The organism is Ensifer sp. VA4 (assembly GCF_055710065.1).
The window spans coordinates 152,093-170,632 of the sequence record NZ_JBVQPO010000012.1 but is presented as its reverse complement, the minus strand read 5'-3'; the positions used below and the strand labels follow the sequence as shown (position 1 = coordinate 170,632).

General features: G+C 63.4%; 18 protein-coding genes and 1 other RNA gene. 8 read left to right on the top strand and 11 right to left on the bottom strand.

Going from position 1 to position 18,540, the window contains the following annotated elements; genetic code table 11:
- The first annotated feature begins 91 nt into the window (after positions 1-91).
- Entirely contained in the window at positions 92-1,369 is a 1,278-nt protein-coding gene (locus tag AC0C6X_RS21690) for an MgtC/SapB family protein (protein WP_472955063.1), read from the top strand.
- A gap of 123 nt (positions 1,370-1,492) precedes the next feature.
- Here the strand turns inward: AC0C6X_RS21690 and AC0C6X_RS21685 are convergent, their stop codons facing one another.
- The 7 genes from AC0C6X_RS21685 to AC0C6X_RS21655 form a co-directional block, all read right to left on the bottom strand.
- Positions 1,493-1,879, bottom strand: coding sequence for an ACT domain-containing protein (locus tag AC0C6X_RS21685; RefSeq protein ID WP_173517138.1), 387 nt, complete (start codon positions 1,877-1,879; stop codon positions 1,493-1,495).
- A gap of 6 nt (positions 1,880-1,885) precedes the next feature.
- The gene (locus AC0C6X_RS21680) at positions 1,886-2,071 is read right to left on the bottom strand and encodes a DUF2065 domain-containing protein (RefSeq protein WP_173517139.1); all 186 of its coding nucleotides are present in this window, start codon (positions 2,069-2,071) and stop codon (positions 1,886-1,888) included.
- Positions 2,072-2,078: 7 nt separating this feature from the next.
- The gene (gene hflC, locus AC0C6X_RS21675; RefSeq protein ID WP_173517140.1) at positions 2,079-3,002 is read right to left on the bottom strand and encodes a protease modulator HflC; all 924 of its coding nucleotides are present in this window, start codon (positions 3,000-3,002) and stop codon (positions 2,079-2,081) included.
- Entirely contained in the window at positions 2,999-4,102 is a 1,104-nt protein-coding gene (gene hflK, locus AC0C6X_RS21670; protein WP_173517141.1) for an FtsH protease activity modulator HflK, read from the bottom strand. The genes hflC and hflK overlap by 4 nt, the downstream gene beginning before the upstream one ends.
- A 155-nt stretch (positions 4,103-4,257) precedes the next feature.
- Complete coding sequence (locus AC0C6X_RS21665; protein ID WP_472955060.1) at positions 4,258-4,794, bottom strand: dihydrofolate reductase; 537 nt, start codon at positions 4,792-4,794, stop codon at positions 4,258-4,260.
- Positions 4,787-5,392 carry a glutathione S-transferase gene (locus AC0C6X_RS21660; RefSeq protein WP_173517143.1) on the bottom strand — a complete coding sequence of 202 codons (606 nt, stop codon included), beginning with the start codon at positions 5,390-5,392 and terminating at the stop codon, positions 4,787-4,789. The genes AC0C6X_RS21665 and AC0C6X_RS21660 overlap by 8 nt, the downstream gene beginning before the upstream one ends.
- 159 nt (positions 5,393-5,551) lie before the next feature.
- Positions 5,552-6,346 carry a thymidylate synthase gene (locus AC0C6X_RS21655; RefSeq protein ID WP_472955056.1) on the bottom strand — a complete coding sequence of 265 codons (795 nt, stop codon included), beginning with the start codon at positions 6,344-6,346 and terminating at the stop codon, positions 5,552-5,554.
- 331 nt (positions 6,347-6,677) lie between these two features.
- Between AC0C6X_RS21655 and AC0C6X_RS21650 the strand changes: the two genes are divergently transcribed.
- Positions 6,678-7,121: a DUF2267 domain-containing protein gene (locus AC0C6X_RS21650; RefSeq protein ID WP_247958705.1), complete on the top strand. Its 444-nt coding sequence runs from the start codon at positions 6,678-6,680 to the stop codon at positions 7,119-7,121.
- A gap of 65 nt (positions 7,122-7,186) precedes the next feature.
- On the opposite strand, the gene AC0C6X_RS21645 is transcribed toward AC0C6X_RS21650, so the two are convergent.
- Positions 7,187-7,495, bottom strand: coding sequence for a DUF2853 family protein (locus AC0C6X_RS21645; protein WP_173517145.1), 309 nt, complete (start codon positions 7,493-7,495; stop codon positions 7,187-7,189).
- Positions 7,496-7,639: 144 nt separating this feature from the next.
- Here AC0C6X_RS21645 and ssrA point away from each other — a divergent pair.
- The 5 genes from ssrA (at position 7,640) to AC0C6X_RS21620 (ending at position 10,414) form a co-directional block, all read left to right on the top strand.
- Positions 7,640-7,999: a transfer-messenger RNA gene (ssrA, locus tag AC0C6X_RS21640) on the top strand.
- Positions 8,000-8,133: 134 nt separating this feature from the next.
- Positions 8,134-8,646 carry an SspB family protein gene (locus AC0C6X_RS21635; RefSeq protein ID WP_472955053.1) on the top strand — a complete coding sequence of 171 codons (513 nt, stop codon included), beginning with the start codon at positions 8,134-8,136 and terminating at the stop codon, positions 8,644-8,646.
- Positions 8,647-8,767: 121 nt separating this feature from the next.
- A complete protein-coding gene (locus AC0C6X_RS21630; protein ID WP_472955052.1) occupies positions 8,768-8,980 on the top strand; it encodes a DUF4169 family protein in 213 nt (70 codons plus the stop codon).
- Positions 8,981-9,201: 221 nt separating this feature from the next.
- Complete coding sequence (locus tag AC0C6X_RS21625; protein ID WP_472955050.1) at positions 9,202-9,438, top strand: ribbon-helix-helix domain-containing protein; 237 nt, start codon at positions 9,202-9,204, stop codon at positions 9,436-9,438.
- A gap of 187 nt (positions 9,439-9,625) precedes the next feature.
- Positions 9,626-10,414, top strand: coding sequence for a hypothetical protein (locus AC0C6X_RS21620; protein ID WP_173517149.1), 789 nt, complete (start codon positions 9,626-9,628; stop codon positions 10,412-10,414).
- Between the two features lie 80 nt (positions 10,415-10,494).
- Here AC0C6X_RS21620 and AC0C6X_RS21615 read toward each other — a convergent pair whose 3' ends face one another.
- The 3 genes from AC0C6X_RS21615 to AC0C6X_RS21605 form a co-directional block, all read right to left on the bottom strand.
- On the bottom strand, positions 10,495-11,832 hold the full coding sequence (locus tag AC0C6X_RS21615) for a TadE/TadG family type IV pilus assembly protein (RefSeq protein ID WP_173517150.1): 1,338 nt from the start codon (positions 11,830-11,832) through the stop codon (positions 10,495-10,497).
- Between the two features lie 370 nt (positions 11,833-12,202).
- Positions 12,203-15,958 carry an AsmA family protein gene (locus tag AC0C6X_RS21610; RefSeq protein WP_472955048.1) on the bottom strand — a complete coding sequence of 1,252 codons (3,756 nt, stop codon included), beginning with the start codon at positions 15,956-15,958 and terminating at the stop codon, positions 12,203-12,205.
- Positions 15,959-16,166: 208 nt separating this feature from the next.
- Complete coding sequence (locus AC0C6X_RS21605) at positions 16,167-17,573, bottom strand: FAD-binding oxidoreductase (RefSeq protein ID WP_472955046.1); 1,407 nt, start codon at positions 17,571-17,573, stop codon at positions 16,167-16,169.
- Between the two features lie 514 nt (positions 17,574-18,087).
- Between AC0C6X_RS21605 and AC0C6X_RS21600 the strand changes: the two genes are divergently transcribed.
- A complete protein-coding gene (locus AC0C6X_RS21600) occupies positions 18,088-18,522 on the top strand; it encodes an anthrone oxygenase family protein (protein WP_173517153.1) in 435 nt (144 codons plus the stop codon).
- The last annotated feature ends 18 nt before the right edge of the window (positions 18,523-18,540 follow it).

Sequence of the window (18,540 nt, the reverse complement as noted above, 5' to 3'; positions counted from 1 at the left end):
CGCAAGTGCTGCAGCAAGTCGCTGGTGGCGGAATAGATGGCCGATCTGGGGCGGACCTTGTCCAGCTGAGCAGGAAGCCTATCCTTTACGCATGGACTTTGTCGATATCTTCCCACGCCTCGGCGTGTCCCTCGCAATCGGCCTGCTCGTGGGCTGCGAGCGAGGTTGGCAGGAGCGTGACGAGCCATCCGGCGGTCGAACCGCGGGCATCCGCACGTTTGGGCTCTCGGGTTTCCTCGGCGGGCTTGCCGGCTATCTCCAGACGCTCTCCGGCCCCGTCGTGCCGGCGGTGCTGCTGTTGCTCTATGGCACTGCCTTCATCATTTTCAGACAGCGCGAGGCGAAGGAATCGGATGACTATGGCGTAACGACCGTCGTCGCGAGTTTTGTCGTTTTCGCGCTGGGTGCGCTGGCCGTTCTCGGCGACTTGCGGCTCGCCGCGGCCGGCGGGGTCGCGACCACGGCACTGCTTGCGGCCAAACGCAGCCTGCATGGTTTTCTGCGGCAATTGACCTGGCTGGAGGTCCGGGCAGCCCTCGTTCTTCTCGCCATGACCTTGGTGGCGCTGCCGCTCCTGCCAAATGAGACCGTCGACCCCTGGGATGTGCTGAACCCCTTCGAGTTGTGGCTTCTGACAATCACGATCGCCGCCATCTCGTTTGCCGGTTATGTCGCCATCCGGGTTGCCGGGCCCAGCCGCGGGATCCTGTTTGCCGGTGCCGCCGGCGGACTGGCCTCCTCCACGGCGCTGACACTTACCTTTGCCCGCTTTGCCGCCGAGGCGCCGAAGAGTGCCCGACAGCTGGCGTCCGGCGCTGCGATCGCCGGGGCCCTGTCGCTTATCCGTGTCGGCGTCATTGCGGCCGCGTTGGCACCCGTCCTCCTCCTACCGCTGGCGATTGCATTGACGCCGGCCGTGCTGGTCTTTCTGGCAGCCAGTGCCATGATCGTCTTCCGCAGCGATGAAAAGCAGGACGCGCCGGATCTTCAGCTGGAAAATCCATTCGAACTTGGCGAAGTGCTGCGCTTCGGCGCCCTGCTCGGTGGCGTGATCGTGGTGTCGAAGGTATTGGTCGACAGGATCGGCCAGACCATGCTCTTTGTCGTCGCCGCGGTATCTGGCCTGATGGATCTCGACGCTATCACGCTCTCAACGGCGCAGCTTACTGGGACGACCGTCGACATCGCCACTGCTGTGACCGCGATCCTGATCGCGGTGGTCGTCAATCTGTTGACGAAAGTCGTCCTGGCCTTCACCGCTGGCGGCAAAGGCCCCTACGCGATCACGCTCGCCCTGGCGACGCTGGTTGCAATCGCGGCGGGCGCGCTCGCCCATTTCATCCTGGGTTCCATCTTGCCGGTAACCTGAGCACTTTTCTGACAGCGCCGCGCGCCTTATCAGACGCGCAAAGGTCTTATCCTTAAATCGGCAACGATTTAAGAAAACATGCAAGCAGAGCGTCCTTTGTACGAACGCACGCCGCTCTCTCGCTCAGGTGGTGAGGTCGTGCCCGTGTTCCTTCAAGGCCTGGACCGCCTTGTCGAGATCGGAACCGGCAACAAAGACGTAGTCGGTGCTGAAGGTCGAGTTGGCGAAGACGCCGACGCCGGCGGCCGAAAGCGGCCGGAGCACGGAAGACAACACGCCGGGTACATCGAAGGCAAAATGCTGTTCGACACGGAAGCAGCGCCAGCCGAGCGAACTCTGGACGTTGGAAGGCACGCGGGCGGCACGGCAGACCAGCGTCATTTCTTCGCGCGAGCTCGATACGGTCCAGAAGCCTGGCCCCGGCAACCATTCGGGTATGCTGGAGCCGATATTGAGGCGGGTGATGGCGTATTCGGCATCGACCAGCCGGATCAGCAGTTTATGTGGCATTTCGCATTATCCTCGAAGCAACCATACAAGTCCGACCCCGGCAGCCACGGAAACGACCCCCGCCAGTCGAAGCTGATGTTCGGGGACATACGGCAAACGCTTCGCCATTTCCACCAAAACCAAAGGGGCCAGTGCGTACACTAGCCCCTCGATGATCAGGAAGAACGCGATTCCCATCAGGAAATCTGACATCTCTCGCCTAGTTCCCAGTCGTTGGTTGCGGCGCGGGACCGGCCGGTGCAGCGCCCGTGGACTCGTTGAAATAACGGAAGAATTCCGAATGCGGCGAAAGCACGAGCGTCGTGTCCGCGCTACCGATCGACTGGGTATAGGCCGCCATAGAGCGGTAGAATTCGAAGAACTGCGGGTCGCGCGCAAAGGCGTCGGCAAAGGTCTTCGTGCGTTCGGCTTCGCCCTCACCGCGCAGGATTTCCGAATCGCGCTGTGCGTCGGCGACGATCTCGACGACCTGGCGGTCGGCGATGGCGCGGCGGCGCTGGCCCTCTTCGTTGCCGCGGGCGCGGATCAGTTCGGCTTCCGCCAGACGCTCCGCCTTCATGCGGTCGTAGGTCTGCTGCGAGACCTCCTGCGTCAGGTCGGTGCGACGGATGCGAACGTCCGCGATGCTGAGCCCAAGCGATTCGGCGTCGGTCTTCAGATCGGCGCGAACCTCCCGCATCATCGATGCGCGCTCGTCGGACAGCGCCGCTTCGAAGCCACGCAGACCGTAGACGCGACGCAGCGATGCGTCGAGACGGGTGCGCAACCGGGCTTCGGCCGAGTCGCGGTCGCCCGAAACGGTTTCGCGGAAGCGGCGGGGATCGGCGATCTTGTAGATCACGAAGGCGTCGACCTCGTAGAACTTGCCGCCCGAGACCTGGACACGGATGTTGTCGAGGTCGAAGCGCAGAGCCTGGTCTTCGACATATTGGACACGATCGGCATCCATGAAGGCGAAGGGCAGCTTGAAGTAGAGGCCCGGCTCGCGCTTGACGTCCTGGATCTCGCCGAAGCGCACGACGATCGCCTGCTGGCGCTCGTTGACCACGAAGATCGAGGAATAGAGACCGACAAAGACGAAGGCGAGCAGGATCAGGATGATTGAGGTACGATTGTTGATCACTGTGCTGCTCCCGACTGTGCTGCTGCTCCCGACTGGGCAGGACGGCCGATTTCGTTCAGCGGCAGATAGGGTAGAACGCCCTGCCCGTTCTTCTCGTCGATGATCACCTTCTTCGACTTGCCGAGAACGCCCTGCATCGTTTCGAGATAAAGGCGCTTGCGGGTGACGTCGGGCGCCTTGGAATATTCGTCGTAAACGGAGATGAAGCGCTGCGCCTCACCCTGTGCTTCCTTGACGACGCGGCCCTTGTAGGCGGCTGCCTCTTCGCGGATCTGCGCGCCCTGACCGCGGGCCTTGCCGAGTACCTGGTTGGCATACTGGTTGGCTTCTTCGACGAAGCGGTCCTCGTCCTGTTCGGCGCGCTGCACCTCGTCGAAGGCGTCGGCCACTTCGCGCGGTGGCGCCGCATCCTCGATCGCGACCGTGTTGACGGAAACGCCGGCACCGTAGGTGTCCATCGTCGCCTGGATCGTGCTCTTCACGTCGGCGGCGATCGCCTGACGGTTGTCACGGAAGATGTCCTGCGCCGGACGGCGGCCGACGACCTCGCGCATGGCGCTTTCGGCCACCCGCTGCAGCGTGTCGGACGGGTTCTCGACGTTGAACAAATAGGCCTTCGGGTCGGTGACCGAGAACAGCACCGAGAACTGCACGTTGACGATGTTCTGGTCGCCGGTCAGCATCAGGCCGGAATTCGACTGGCCGCTGCCGCGCCCGCCGATGTTCTGCTGCTGCTCGGTGATCTTCACGAACTCGACGGTCTCGAACGGCCAGAAGTGGTAGTGAAGCCCAGGCATCGAGATCTCGTCCTTCGGCTTGCCGAAGCGCATCTCGACGCCGCGCTCGTCCGGCTGGACGGTGTAGATCGAATTGATCAGGATGAAGCCGACGATCAGCAGGCCGACAATGGCAAAGACGCCGCCGTTGAAGCCGCCGGGAACGACGTTCTTAAGCTGATCCTGGCCGCGGCGAATGATCTCTTCCAGATCCGGCGGGCCGCCCTTGCCGCGCGGCCGGTTTGGCCCCTGGCCCCATGGCCCCTGATTGCCGCCGCCGCCGCCCCACGGGCCGCCGCCGCCATTCTGATTGCTCCAGGGCATCAAAACCTCTCTATTGAAACTTCCCACGCCAAACGGCCGCGCCACCGCACGGTCGTCTACGATGTCAAACCGTTATAGGTATCACCCGCACCGCTTTCAACGCGATAGGACCGAGTTCACCGTAAATGGTTCAAAATAGTTGACGATCCGGCGCATCAGGCCGTCACACGCCGCCTAAAGGTGACGAAATGCATGGCGTGGCTGTCCTTTTCGCCCTGCGGCAGGTCTTCCTCGAACACCTTTTCGAAGACTTGCGCGTCGATATCCGGGAAGCGCGTGTCGCCCTCCACCGTCGCCTGGACCTCGGTCACATGCAGGATATCGGCCACGCCGATCGACTGGCGATAGATCTCGCCGCCGCCGATCACACAGATCTCGTCGGCGCCCGTCGCCTGAGCCTCACGCTTCGCGAGCGCGATCGCAGCCTCGAGCGACGGCACGACGCTCGCTCCCTCCGCGACAAAATCCGCGTTGCGGGTGATGACGATATTTGCGCGCCCGGGCAGCGGTCGCCCCAGGGAAGCCCAGGTCTTGCGCCCCATGATCACGGGCTTGCCCATCGTCAGCGCCTTGAAGCGCTTGAGGTCGGTCGAAAGCCGCCAGGGCAGATCGCCGTCGCGGCCGATGACGCCGTTGGCGGCAACCGCCACGACGATCGATATCTTCGGGTGTGTGCTCTTCGTCTCAGTCATGGAATCCGTTCGGTTTGCTGTCGATTTCCCGTGCCCGGTCATAGGCCGCCCGGTCCGTCACCACGCGAATGTAGCGGTCGACCACGGTGCTCTCGGGCAGGATCTTGCGCATCCATTGCAGCGCGCTTGCCAAGAGCAGGTCGGCCGCGCTCATCGTCTCGCCGAGCAGATAGGTCTGGCGGGTGAGCACGTCGATCACATGCGCGCACATGTCGTTGTAGAGCCGTGCCTGGGCCGGATTGTTGATGGTGGCGCCGGAAATATGGGCGAGCGCCGTCGGCTCGATCACGCCGGCATAATAGGCAAGCCAGGAGAGGTAGGCGCCGCGATCCTTGTGGCCCGGCGGGCGGCCGAGGCTGCAATCGGGATAGAGGTCGGTGAGATATTGCACGACGGCCGCCGACTCCCAGATCAGCGCGCCGTTGTGCAGCAGCGCCGGCACCTGCTTGTGCGGATGCGGATTGTTGTCGTCTGGCGCGCCGGAGCCATCCCAGCGGCGGATCGAGACGTAACGGATCTCGTATTCGGCGCCCAGTTCCTCGAGCAGCCAGACGATGCGCGACGACCGCGACAGGGGCGCATGGATCAGTGTGAGCACATCATACCTCCCTTGGACGGCGAGCCCTCCCCGGCCACTCGTCGCCGCTGCCATGACCGACGAGGCTTCACGGCCGCTCCGGTGCCTGCCGCCGCGACGACGCCGAACTGAACATGCAGACATATCTGTGCGGACAGGGTACCGCCGCGCTCGATTGCCTTAGACCGCGATCGGCGCCTTGATCGTTGAATCAGCTTCGTAGCCGACGAGCGTAAAGTCTTCGAAGCGGAAAGAAAACAGGTCCTTCACGTCAGGATTGATCTCCATCCGCGGCAGTGCCTTCGGCGTGCGGGCGAGCTGCAGCCGGGCCTGTTCGAAATGGTTGTGGTAGATGTGCGCGTCGCCGAGCGTGTGGACGAAATCGGCTGGTTTGAGGCCGGTCACCTGCGCCACCATCATCGTCAAAAGCGCGTAGGAGGCGATGTTGAAGGGCACGCCCAGGAAGATATCGGCGGAGCGCTGATAGAGCTGGCAGGAAAGCTTGCCATCCGCCACGTAGAACTGGAACAGGCAATGGCAGGGCGGCAGCGCCATCTCGTCCACCAATGCTGGGTTCCAAGCCGAAACGATGTGGCGGCGCGAATTCGGATTGGTCTTGAGGCTTTCGACGAGCCCGGCGATCTGGTCGATATGGCGTCCATCCGGCGCCGGCCATGAGCGCCACTGGTAGCCGTAGACCGGGCCGAGGTCGCCGTTCTCGTCGGCCCATTCGTCCCAGATGGTGACGCCGTTTTCCTTGAGGTAGGCGATATTGGTATCGCCCTTCAGGAACCAGAGCAGCTCATGGATGATCGAGCGCAGGTGCAGCTTCTTGGTGGTCAGCACCGGGAAGCCCTCGGCGAGATCGAAGCGCATCTGGTGGCCGAAGACCGAGCGCGTGCCCGTTCCCGTCCGGTCGCCCCGGTCGGTTCCGTTGGTCATCACATGATCGAGAAGGTCGAGATATTGCCGCATGGTTCTTCGCTGCCGATTCGTCACGATCCTGAAAATAGAACGAACCGCGCGCCGAACCAATGCTTGGCTGCCTGTTTCCCCGCGATTTGCCGAGATGAGGAGCGTTGTCCGCCGGGCAGAGGCCGATCAGCACCCGCTCATTTGGCCGGGCGGCGATTGGCGGCGTGATCCTCAAATCAAAGTGCTACAGCGATCTTTGCGCGTCTCAGAAGACGCGCGGCGCTGTAGGCGCCTCGTTTTGTTCGGCGAGGAGGAAACAATCTCGGAGGACGGTTGTTGGGCACTCGGAAGCGAATCGAATGTTCAGAAAAAAACGGAAAGGGAAGCGGCCATGAGCGCAACAGGTCTCGACGTCTTCGACAAGACCCTGCAAACGACTCATATCTGGCTCAGCGAAATCATGGAGCGGCACGGGCCCGATCGGAAAGAGGCATGGCACATATTGAGTGCCGTGTTGCATGCCTTGCGCGACAGGCTCCCGCCAGAATTGGCCGCCCATCTCGGCGCAGAACTGCCGCTGCTCATCCGCGGCGCCTATTACGATCAATACCGCCCCTCTCTGCCGGACAAGTCCGCGCGTTCGCTCGATGACTTTCTCCACAAAGTCGAGGAAGGATTGAAAGGCAGCCGCCCTGTCAACCCGGCTGCGGTCACGCAATCGGTGTTCCGGGTGCTCGCGCGCCATGTCGATCTCGGCCAGACGGCAAAGATCCGCGATGCCTTGCCGAAGGACATCCGCGCACTCTGGCCGGAAAGCCTCGGCGCCAAGGAGTAGAACCGCAGTCGCGCGGCTAAAGGCGCGCGCCGCTGCGGCGCGAACCACTGGCCGAAGCCAGGGAATCAGAGCGCCTGCAGCTTTCCGAGTTCCTTGGCCACCAGATAATAGAAGGTCACGCGCGATTTCGAGCGGTCGGCGGCCATCGTCTTGGCCGTGGCGGCAATGGCCGCATCCGCTGCCGCGCCCTCGACCCCGAACTTCTTCTCGCACCAGTTTTGCTTGATGCGCTCGAGCTCCTTCGGGTCGGTCACCGACACGAGCGAGGAGTCCTTGTTGCGCAACGCAATGCCGAGGTGGCGCACGATCTTGTTCACGATCGCCTCGTCGGCACCGCCGTCGTATTTCAGCACATCTGCGAGGTAGTCCGCCATGATGCCTCCAGGTTGCTCTTGCTTCAGAAACCGCGGCCGGAATTGGCCGGCCCCGTACAGCCGCGGGAGTCTTTCATGGCCGTCGGGCAAGTCAACCCGGTCGAGGGAAAGCGATCGAAGAGAAAGTCATATATCCGACACATCCCCCTTTTCTTGGAGGCCGGAAAGACCTATATGAACGGTGCCGTCTTCGGGCGGCTATGGCAATAAACGGGCGATGAAATAAACCCATTGGACCCGGGGGCGGTACCCGGCGCCTCCACCAAAAACCGATCTTTCGAGGATCGGCTTTTGATGGGGGCGAAATAGGATCGACAAGGGCGTAAAGATCGACTTTTTGCTCGGCATTGTACCACCGTTATCGGGCTAAACTTATAGTTGCAAACGACAACTATGCTGAAGCACGTCTCGCTGCCTAACGGCGGTGCGGCACTTCAAATCAAGCCCTTCCGGGTAGCACCGTAAGGCGGGGTCCGAAGGCACCTGGCAACAGAAGCCTTCACCTTCTCCCCCGGCTCGAAATGGTCTATAGATGCTCAAATAATTGACTCGTTCCTTGTGGATGGGCAATGAAAAGTCGACGGCGGATCGCCGACGGAAAAGCAGTAAGATTGAGTTCGAGGAAAGACGGGACACCCATGGGCCAGGACCACATCCGCTACGACATTCTGGCACAGGACGCGCTCCGCAGCGTCATCCGCAAGGTCCTGACCGAGGTCGCCACGACAGGCCATCTGCCCGGAGAGCACCACTTCTTCATCACCTTCCTGACCGGCGCGCCGGGCGTGCGCATCTCGCAGCACCTCAAGGCGAAGTATCCCGAGCAGATGACCATCGTGGTCCAGCATCAGTTCTGGGAACTGAAGGTAACCGAGACCGGCTTCGAGATCGGGCTTTCCTTCTCCGATACGCCGGAACGGCTGGTCATCCCGTTCAACGCCATCCGCGGCTTCTACGACCCCTCGGTCAATTTCGAGCTGGAGTTCGATGTCGCCGCCGGCGAGGAGGAAGAAGTGGAATCGGCCGAAATCACCGCCTATCCGGTCCCGGAGGAAAACGGCGAGGCCGCGGCCAAGGAAGACAAGCCGACCGAACCGAAAAACGGCGGCGGCTCCGTCGTTTCGCTCGATTCCTTCCGCAAGAAGAACTGATCACCACCGACTGCATGTTTCCTTTGATCGCAGCCGGCTGAAGGACAAACATGCAGCCACTCAAAGAGCTACAGCGACCCTTGCGCGTGCAAGACGCGTGGCGCTGAAGGAGCCTCGGGTCATGACCGGCGACGTCGTCAATCTGCGCCAGTTCCGCAAGCGCCGTGAGCGCACGGAAAAGGAAAAGCAGGCCGAGCAGAACCGCATCTCCTTCGGCCGCACCAAGGCCGAAAAGTCCCTGACAAAGGCGCTGAACGACAAGGCGGACGCCCGCCTCGACCAGGGCCGCCTGGAGCGGCCGGTCGAGGGCGAAGGCGGCGACGGCAAGGACTGAGCCGCCCTCCTCGAAGAAAAACGATTCCGGAACAAGGAGTTGCGGCCGTTTTCCGAATCGAAATGCCAACCGACGCATGTCGCGCAAAGGCGCGCGGCGGCTTGCGATAACGACATGCGATTTGGGAGCGCCGCGGGTGGCGGTTTTCCGCCGGCGTCCCGCTCCAACTCATAGGGCGTGCGCAATCCGCCCCAAAGTCATTCTGATCCAGAGACCGGACGATGATCCGTAAGCACTCCGCGACCCTGCACGGCCACCGCACCAGCTTCTCGCTCGAGGATGCCTTCTGGCAGGAGCTGAAGGAAATCGCCGTGGCAAGGGGGATGCCGCTTGCGCAGCTCATCGCCGAGATCGACGACCAGCGCGGCCCCGACAGCAATCTTTCCTCGGCTCTGCGTGTCTATGTGCTCGAATGGTTGAAGGCGAAGATCCTGGCGTCTTCGCCGGGCGAGGCCTGACAGCGATAAATCGCCTGCGCGCACGGCCTGCCCGCACGGCCTGATTGTGTGCGCCCTGCAACAGCCCGGCGGGTTTTGTCCTTCACGACCCCCATCGTCGATCGAAATCAGTTGTTTTCGGGCAGGCTTATATAAAAATGTCCCATAGAGAGACGGCTTGTGCTGCCGTCTCAGAGGGGAGCGTTTCATGAGTATCTCTACGCGACTGGGCCTTGCGGCCTGCCTGAGCCTGGTGCCCTTTCTGTCGGCCAATGCGGCAGACATCACACCGCTGATGGCCCCTTCGGCACCGGTCCAGGAAACCGAGAGCGGCTGGCAATTCACTTTCGCCCCCTATTTCTGGATTGCCGGGCTCTCCGGCGACACGGCACAGTTCGGCCTGCCGACCGTCCACATCGATTCCGACTTCGGCGACATCTGGAGCAATCTCGATTTCGCCGCCATGGCGATCGGCGAAGCGCGGAACGATCGCTTCAGCATCTTCACCGATCTGATCTACTCAAAGCTTTCCGGCGACGGTAAGGCGCGCGGGATTTTCACCGACACGGTGGATGTCGACTCGGAGACCTTCGTCGGCCTCGCCGCCGTCGGCTACACGGTGTTCCAGGATCAGCAATCAAACCTGGACGTGATCGGCGGCGTGAAGGTCTGGTCGGTCGATACCACCATCTCCTTCCATGGCGGTCCGCTTGACGGTGTCAGCCGCGAAGACGGCAAGACCTGGGTCGACGGCATGGTGGGCCTGCGCGGCGCCTATTATCTGACGCCGGAAATCTACCTGACCGGCTGGGGCCTCGTCGGCGGCGGCGGTGCCGACATCGACTGGGATGTGGCCCTCGGCCTCGGCTACCGCTTCAACGACACGATCTCGGCGATTGCCGGCTACCGTGCACTCGGCGTCGACTACGACAATGACGGCTTTATCTTCGACGTGGTTCAACAGGGCCCGATCCTCGGCCTTTCCATACGCTTCTGAAACGGCTTGAGCCTTCGCGCAAAAAGAACCCGGTTGCCATGCAACCGGGTTTAACGTCGTATGGCGAGATTGGTCGCGACCTATCTGACCAGACGAATGGCACCGGGGTTGTTGATGGTGTTGTTCGCGAGCTCCGCCTTGCAATCCAGCTTGAAGCTGCTGTTGCCGATCATGGTGATCTCCTGCGCGACGATGCGCACGCATTCGCCGCCGGTGGAGCCACTGCCGGCATACTGGATCTCGCGTGATGCCGGCATGTAGATGATGCCCGCAAGCGACGAGGCGCTGTTGCCGTTGATTGTCGCGGTCGCCGTATTGTTCCGGGCGGCGACGATCGCGAAACCTGCCCAGTCCCCCGTCAGGGATGGCGTGATGTTGAAGGTCGAGCCGCCGTGAATGTCGAGCTGGGCGCCGTTCATCAGGAAGAAGGTGACGCCCTCACCCGTGAGCACCGACTGGCTGGCAAGTTTCAGGACACCACCGTCGATGATGTAGGAGCCCGGCCGCAAGAGGACCTTGCCCTTGATCTCCAGACCGCCATAGGTGCCCGGCTTCAATTCGACGGTGTAGCCGACGGGTGCGTTGTTCGGCGTTTTGCTGGTGCCATTGCAGTCGCCATTGCCGCCACCGCCGGCCACGAAGTTCTGTCCGCATCCGGCGAGGTTCACCCAGCTCCCCGTCGTCGGCATTTTCCTGAACCGGAACGGGTCGAGGATCGGCGGAACATCCTCCACCGCCTTGCCGCAGGCGAGCTCGAGATGGGCCAGTGTCGCCGATACCTTGCCGGTGGCATAAAGACACTCGGCCTTCAAGCTGGCCGAACCACTGAGATAGATCGACTGGGCATCGCTCGAATTCGACGTGATGGTACAGCCGGACGTATCGACGCTGGCACTGCCGCTCACTTCGAACGCCCGGGTTGCGGTCGGATGAAGCGCCAGAATGCACGCTTCCCTTCCCGGCATGCGCGCCGCGACGCTTGCGCGGTCGATCGTATAGGGTTGCAGGCCCCAGAAGAGCGGAGCGTATGTGAGCTCATAGGTGGCCGTAGCCGTGCTCTCCACGCCGGCCGTGCCGAAAGCGACCGTGATTGCCTGTGCCGCCGCCGGTGTCGAACTTTCCCCCGACCCGATCTCGTCGACGATCTCCGGCATGCCGAAATTGGCAAAGAAGGTGTTGTTCGCCAGATCCTTCGCCTGGGCTTCATCTTCCCCTTCTCCATAGGACTTGACCGCGGAGAAGGCGGCCGCATCGAGCGCGTCCTGCATCTTGGCGGACTCGAGATTGATGCGGGCGAGATTGATGGCGATGGAAGCAGCCGTAAACAGCGGTATCATCACCAGGGCTGTCATGACGGCGAAGTTGCCGCTTTCGTCCTCGAGCATGCGGACGAGCTTGTTCTTCCGTTTGTTTAGCATCTTGCTTCGTTGCCCCTCAACAGATCACGACGACTTCGGAGCCACATGGCCCCAAAGCAAGAGACGTCATCGATTCCAATGAGTTGAAGCTAGAAGCGGCCAATCGGCCGCGCCCCTCCCTGCGCTCCAAAACATCTTGCTAATTTAGCGAGAAAACGTAGCGAAATGGCTTCAGAAATCGTTAAACTTTGTCGAAATCGCTGCTGTGAGGGCCTTAATCCCCAGCGGCGTCCGAAAGCATCGACGAAATTCATCCGCAAGCGCATGTCCGGACATAGGAGGCCCGCCACGCAACGCCGGATTGGCGCGCGCGCAGGGGCGTGAAAGGCGCCGCCGAGGGCGCGCAGATCGGTTCGGATTTGAGCGCCGGTTACTGCACCGTGATGTCGGGCAGCACTTCGAAGTTCAGCTTCTGGCCGGCTGGCCGCCCGGCGCTGCCGCCTTGGGTATCGTCGGGCCCACTTTGCGGCGCGATCGGTTGCTGCTCCCCGCCGGCACCGCGCATGCCCCACGGCGCCTGTTGCGCCCGGCGTGCCGCTTCGGCCTGCCGTTCGGCTTCGGCCTTTCGCTCAGCCGCGGCGCGCGCTTCCAGTTCGGCTTTGACGCGGGCAGCTTCCGCAGCCCCCGCGGCACGCCGGCGTTCTTCGGCAACGGCACGTCGCCGTTCGAGGTCGCGTGCCTCCGCCTTTGCCTTGTAAAGCGCCACTTCACGGCGCAGCCGCTGTTTCTCCAGCACGTTCGCCTGCAGGATCTCGACCCGCCGGCGCTCGCGCTCGAAGGCGCGCAGCGAAAGGAAATTGGCCAGATCGGCGACGTCGAGGCTGACGCCCGGCGCCTCCATGAGGCCGGCATAGCCGATCCGCACACGCGGTTCGGCACCGGCAAGCGCCTCCTCGCCCGGGCGGAAGGTCAGGTCGATCCCGCCATCGATCCGGCCGGCCGCAAGGTCGAGCGCTGCTGCCCCCATGAAGGCGGCATTGCCATCGCCGGCCGTGACGTTCTGCACCCTCAGCACGCCGCCGGCGACGCTGAAGGGAGCCTTGACGACGCCGACCACGGATTGACCGGAGAACACGGCTGCTTCCGCCGCGCTGCGGATGCTATCGGCCGAAATCTGCGTCTTCTGGCCATCGGCGGCGGCAATCAATTGCGGCAGGGCCGCACTGTTGATGCCGTTCAGCGTCAGGCCGTTGAAGGTCGCCGTACCGGAGCCGCTGGCCGAATGCGCCATCGCCTCCGGTGTCGCGCCGGATGCTTCCAGCGCGACGGAGAGATCGAACGTTCCGGTCGCCACCGGAGCGTCGGAACGGGTCCAACCCGCCTGCGTCAGGTCACCGCCCTTGACGTCCAGGCGCGAGCGCAGGAAGCCGGAGCCGTTGGCGTTCCCGACCTGCACGCGCCCGGCGAGCTTGCCGCCCAGCCAGTCGCCGGTGGCATCGGTCAGGGAAATCTCGTCGCCCTTCCATTCCATCTTGCCGGCAAAGCTGGTGACCGCACCATAGACGCCCGGCCAGAATTTTCCCGCCTGCACGTCGAGCGCGACGTTGAGACCCGTCCAGGCCGGCTGCGCCAGGGCGCTCTTCGAGAATGCGCCGTTCGCATCCTCGACCGGGCCGAGGATCCCCTCGCCCAGCCAGGCGAGGTCGAGCGTGTCGACGGTGAGCTGACCGGTGGCAGCCCCAGGTGCCTTGCGGTCCACCGTCAAGGTGCCGGTAAAGCCGTTGTTGTCCGCCTTGCCCTCGACCGCCGTCAGCGCGATCGCCTCCGGGCTTGCCGCGACGTCGGCCGATATCGTCAGCGGCAGGCCACTGCCCATCTGCGGCAGCGCCACGCCCTGCTGCAGCAGATAGGGCTCGATGTCCTGCGTCTCGAGCGTGATCTTCGCCTGGCCTTCGAGGAAGTGGTCGCGCGAAAGATCGACATTGCCCTTGGCAGCCAGCGACGACTTCTCAGTGGTGAAGGTCACCGTGCCGTTTGCCTTCGAACCATCGGTGCTTTGCAGCTTGACCGAGAGAATGCCGTTGGCGTCCGCATCGAAAGGCAAGGGATCGAAACCGGTCTGGCCGAGAAGCAGGCGGGTTTCGGGGTTTTCGAGCGTCGCTTCCAGCAGCATCGCCTTGCCGGTCAGCGCCTGCGCCATGTCCGGCGCCTGGTAGCTGGCCGCGATCTTGGTGCCGTTCGCCGCGCCGAAGATGCCGAAGGTTGCCGGCGCATTGCCTTCCTTGTTGCCGGCCGTCAGCGTCACGTCGAAGGCCGTGTCGCTGTAATAGGGGCCGGCCTTGATCAATTGCCTGAGCGCCGGATGGTCGACCGCGTGCCGGCCAATCATTTCCAGGAACGGCGTGAGGTTCTTGGCGGCGAGTTTCATCTTGGCCGAGACGACGGGCTTTTCCAGATCGCCGCTGGCCCGGCCGGAGAAGGCGAGCTGGGCGCCGGCGAGCGAGCCGATCGCCACGCGCTCGGCCTGGAGCTGGCCGTTCTTCAGCGTCAGCACCGCCTGCACGTCCTTGGCTTCTTCGCCGAAGGCGGAGAACTCGTCGGCCGAAAGGTCGGCAGCGATGGCGTGCTGCAGCAGCGTATCGGTGGAGGCGTCGCCCGCCACCAGTCCGGTCAGCGCCTGAAGCGCCTCGAAATCGATGCGGTTGCCCTTGAGCTGCAGCGAGAGGTTCGGCTGCTGCTCGGCAAAGGACTGCCGTTCGAGCCGGCCCTTCAGGCTCGCCTCGCCCGCCGCCACTTCGAGGTTTTCGAACTGCTGCAGCGTATCGGTGAGGTTCACCTTGGCCGAAAAGCCGGCGGTCTTCAGCTTGCGGATCGCCGGATCGACCGAGCCCGCCAGCCAGTTCGCCAGACCGGACGGCTGGTTGGAGGCGAGCAGCAGGTCGCCGCGGAAGCTGCGCTGGCCCTTGAGGTTCAACCGCCCCTTGGCCTCGAGCTGCGTGCGGCCCGGCAGGAGCGCGACGACGTTGTCGATCACCCAGCCCGCGCCATCGGGCTGGACGTCGATGCGCACGTCGCGAACCGTCGTGTCACCGACGACGATCGCCGGCAGCTTCAGGCTGGCGCGGCCCGGCACCTGCGGAATGGGAATTTCGGCCGCAATCGTCAGCATCGCCTCCAGCCGCTGGCGCATGGAGATCGCCGGATCACGGCCGGTCTTGGCGTTGCGATTGGGACCGATCCGGCTGACGTCGATCTGCTGGCCGTCGGCGATCAGCAGGAACTTCTGATCCTTGCCGGTATCGAGCGTCGCCTCGCCGGTGACCACATAGGGATCATCCGTCGAACCGACCTCGAAGCGATAATCCGGAACGCGGATGCTTTCATTGGTAAGCTGGAAGTCACCGTTGATGCGCAACGGCGCCCGATCGTCCTCCTTGCTTTCGCCCTGCCGGTTTTCCGTCAGGGTGAAGCGGCCGCTGTAGACCGGCTTGAAATCGACGATCTTCAATGCGCCGTCGGTCTCGACGCCGAAGGGGCGCTTGTCGGGCGTTACCCGGGCCTTGAGGCTCAGCGCACCTGCTGCGTCCACTTCGTTGCTGGTGAGGGAGAAGCTGCCGGCTTCGCCGTCGAGCGCCGCCCGCCCCTCCACTTTCCACGGACCGGCGAGCGAACGGGCGGAAACATCGGCGGCAAGCCCGCTCACGCGGCGGGTGCGGCCGGTCTGCTCGTCGATGAACTCGATCTGGCCATTGCTGATCTCGACGTTTTCAAGCACGACGGTCTTGGCAGGGATCGAGGTGCGGCGGCCGCGCGCCCAGTCGAGCGTACCGTCAGGCAGCAGCCGCACCTTGGCCTTCGGCCGGTCCAGCCGCATGTCGAAGATCAGCGCCTCGCCGCTCAGGAACGGCGCCAGTTCCGCGCTCATGGAAAACTGCGCCACCTGGATCAGCGGCTCACCGTCCTGGCTGGCGCCGACGCGCACATCGTTGAGCGTCACGGTGGGGAACGGGATCAGCCGCGCATCGACGCTGCCATGCACGACCACCGGCTTGCCCATGATGCGGCTCGCCTCGCGCTCGAACTCCTTGCGAAAACCCGTCCAGTCAATGAACCACGGGGCGATCAGCGCCGCGAAGAGCGCAACGACCACAAGTCCACCGACGGCAAGCAGAATTCGCGAAAGCACCGTGCCTACATTCCCATTCAGTTCATCGGCGCGTCCGCGCGCCGCACGTCAGTTGAGCGCCAGTGGCTCGCGCCCTGGCACTCTGGTTTGCCGCATAATTCGTTCGGGGTCGATTCCGACTTCGGAACTATGCAGTACCACACTTTGGCGCCGGCGCATTGCCCGAAAAATTGGGCCAAAACCTGACGCCCTCGCGCGGGGGGCCGCCTCAGGCGAAGATCTTGCCCGGATTGAAGATATTGTCCGGATCGAGCGAACGCTTGACCTGCCGCATCAGATCCAGCGCGTCGCCGAGCTCGGCCTCGAGAAACGGCATCTTTCCCTGGCCGATGCCGTGCTCGCCGGTACAGGTTCCATCCATTTCGAGCGCCCGGGCATTCAGCCGCTCGACGAAAGCCTCGGCCCGCGCCACGTCGGCCGCGTCCGTGTCGTCAAACAGCAAGCCGACGTGGAAGTTCCCGTCGCCCGCATGCCCGACGATCGGCGCGGTCAGGCCATGGGCGACGCTATCCTCCTGCGTCGCCGCGACGCAATCGGCCAGCCGCGATATCGGCACGCAGACATCGGTCGACAGGATCGCCGCACCCGGGATCAGGCTCTTCTGCGCCCAATAGGCATTGTGCCTGGCCTTCCAGAGCCGCGCCCGCTCCTCCGGATTGGTCGTCCACTGGAAGCCGGTCGAGCCGAACTCCGACGCGATCTCGCCGAACTGGCGTGACTGCAGCTCGACGCTTTCGGCGCTGCCGTGAAACTCGACGAAGAGCGTCGGCGTCTCGGCATAGGAGAGGCCGGAATAGCCGTTGCAGGCCTTCATCTGCAGCGCATCGAGAAGCTCGATGCGCGCCACCGGAATGCCCGACTGGATGGTGAGGATCACCGCGTTGCAGGCGTCTTCGATCGTCGGGAACGGGCAGACGCCGCCGGAAATCACCTCCGGGATACCCTGCAGCCGGAGCGTGATCGAGGTGATGATGCCGAGCGTGCCTTCCGCGCCAACGAAAAGCCGCGTCAGGTCGTAGCCCGCCGAAGACTTGCGTGCCCGGTGGGCGGTGCGGATCTCGCGTCCGTCGGCCGTCACCACCGTCAGCGCCAGCACGTTGTCCTTCATCGTGCCGTAGCGCACCGCATTGGTGCCCGAAGCCCGCGTCGAGGCCATGCCGCCGATCGAGGCGTTGGCGCCGGGGTCGATCGGGAAGAACAGGCCGGTGTCGCGCAGATAGGTGTTGAGCTCCTCGCGGGTGATGCCCGGCTCGACCCGGCAGTCGAGATCCTCGGCATTGACCTCCAGCACCCTGTTCATGCGGGCGAGATCGACCGAGATGCCGCCATGCGGCGCATTGATATGGCCCTCGAGCGACGACCCGGTGCCGAAGGGGATCAGCGGCGCCTTGTGCCGGGCGGCGATCTGAACGATCTCGCGCACCTCTTCGGCGCTTTCGGCAAACACCACCGCATCGGGAAGCTGCGCCGGAATGTAGGTGGTGGTGTGGGCATGCTGGGCGCGGATCGCCTCGCCCGTCTGCAGCCGGTCGCCGAAGCGGGCGGCCAATTCCTGCTTCGCCGCCGTAATGCCGGCCTCGTTCCTCACGCCAGCCCTGATTGCCTTCAATGCCACGGAAAACGCCCTTCCTGTTGCATACGCTGCCCTCCCGAAGCGATGCCTCGGAAGCGCAGTCATTTCAAGGCGCTACTGTGCAAATCGGAATCACTTTGTCCAGACGCTCGCGCCCTTGACCGTCAGGCTAACGCAGGAAAACGCCTGACGTGAGACCGGAGCGTCACAAGACCGTATCAGAGCGGGGAAAACAGCCGATTTTTCAACGCGGCAGATGCCTCAGCGCCGCCACGCAAAGGAGGTAGAGCGCGATGCCTGCAATCCACACCCAGCCGTCCCAGGCGGCGAGCGTCGGCGAATAGAGGTCGATGGGAGCAGCGGGCCGACAATTGACGCCAGGCTGGCGTTCGACCCGGCGCAACAGAACCGAAAGCGATTCGATTTCAAGGCGCTGCCAGCGAAATCGGAATCAGTTTCAAAGCGTCTGGGTCCACCTATGAGGGCGAGAGCGCAGAAAACACCTGCTCAAATTGCCGGCGTTGGATTATCATGTTGGCGTGAAGGGAGAGAGGCAATGCTGGGTCTGCTCGCTTTGCTTACCGCGTCGATCTTTTTCGGCGCCGCCATCTACATCAATCTCGCCGAACAGCCCGCAAGGCTCCATCTCGACGATCGCGCCGCATTGGCGCAATGGGTTCCTTCCTACCGCCGCGCCTTCGAGATGCAGGCGACACTCGCCCTCATCTCGGGCCTGCTCGGCGCCGCCGCCTGGGGAAGAACCGGCCATGTGCTCTGGGGCCTGGGTGCCGCCATCATCATCCTGAACTGGCCCTATACGCTGTTCTTCGTGATGCCGGTCAATCGCAAGCTGGAGGCAACGCGGCCGGATGAGACCGGCGAGGAAAGCCGCAGCCTGCTCAAGCGCTGGGGCAGGCTCCATGCCGGACGAAGCGCGCTCGGTGGCCTGGCGGCAGCGATCTTTCTCATTGCCGCCGGGCTCGAAATGTAGCGTGGAAGAGGCCAACGG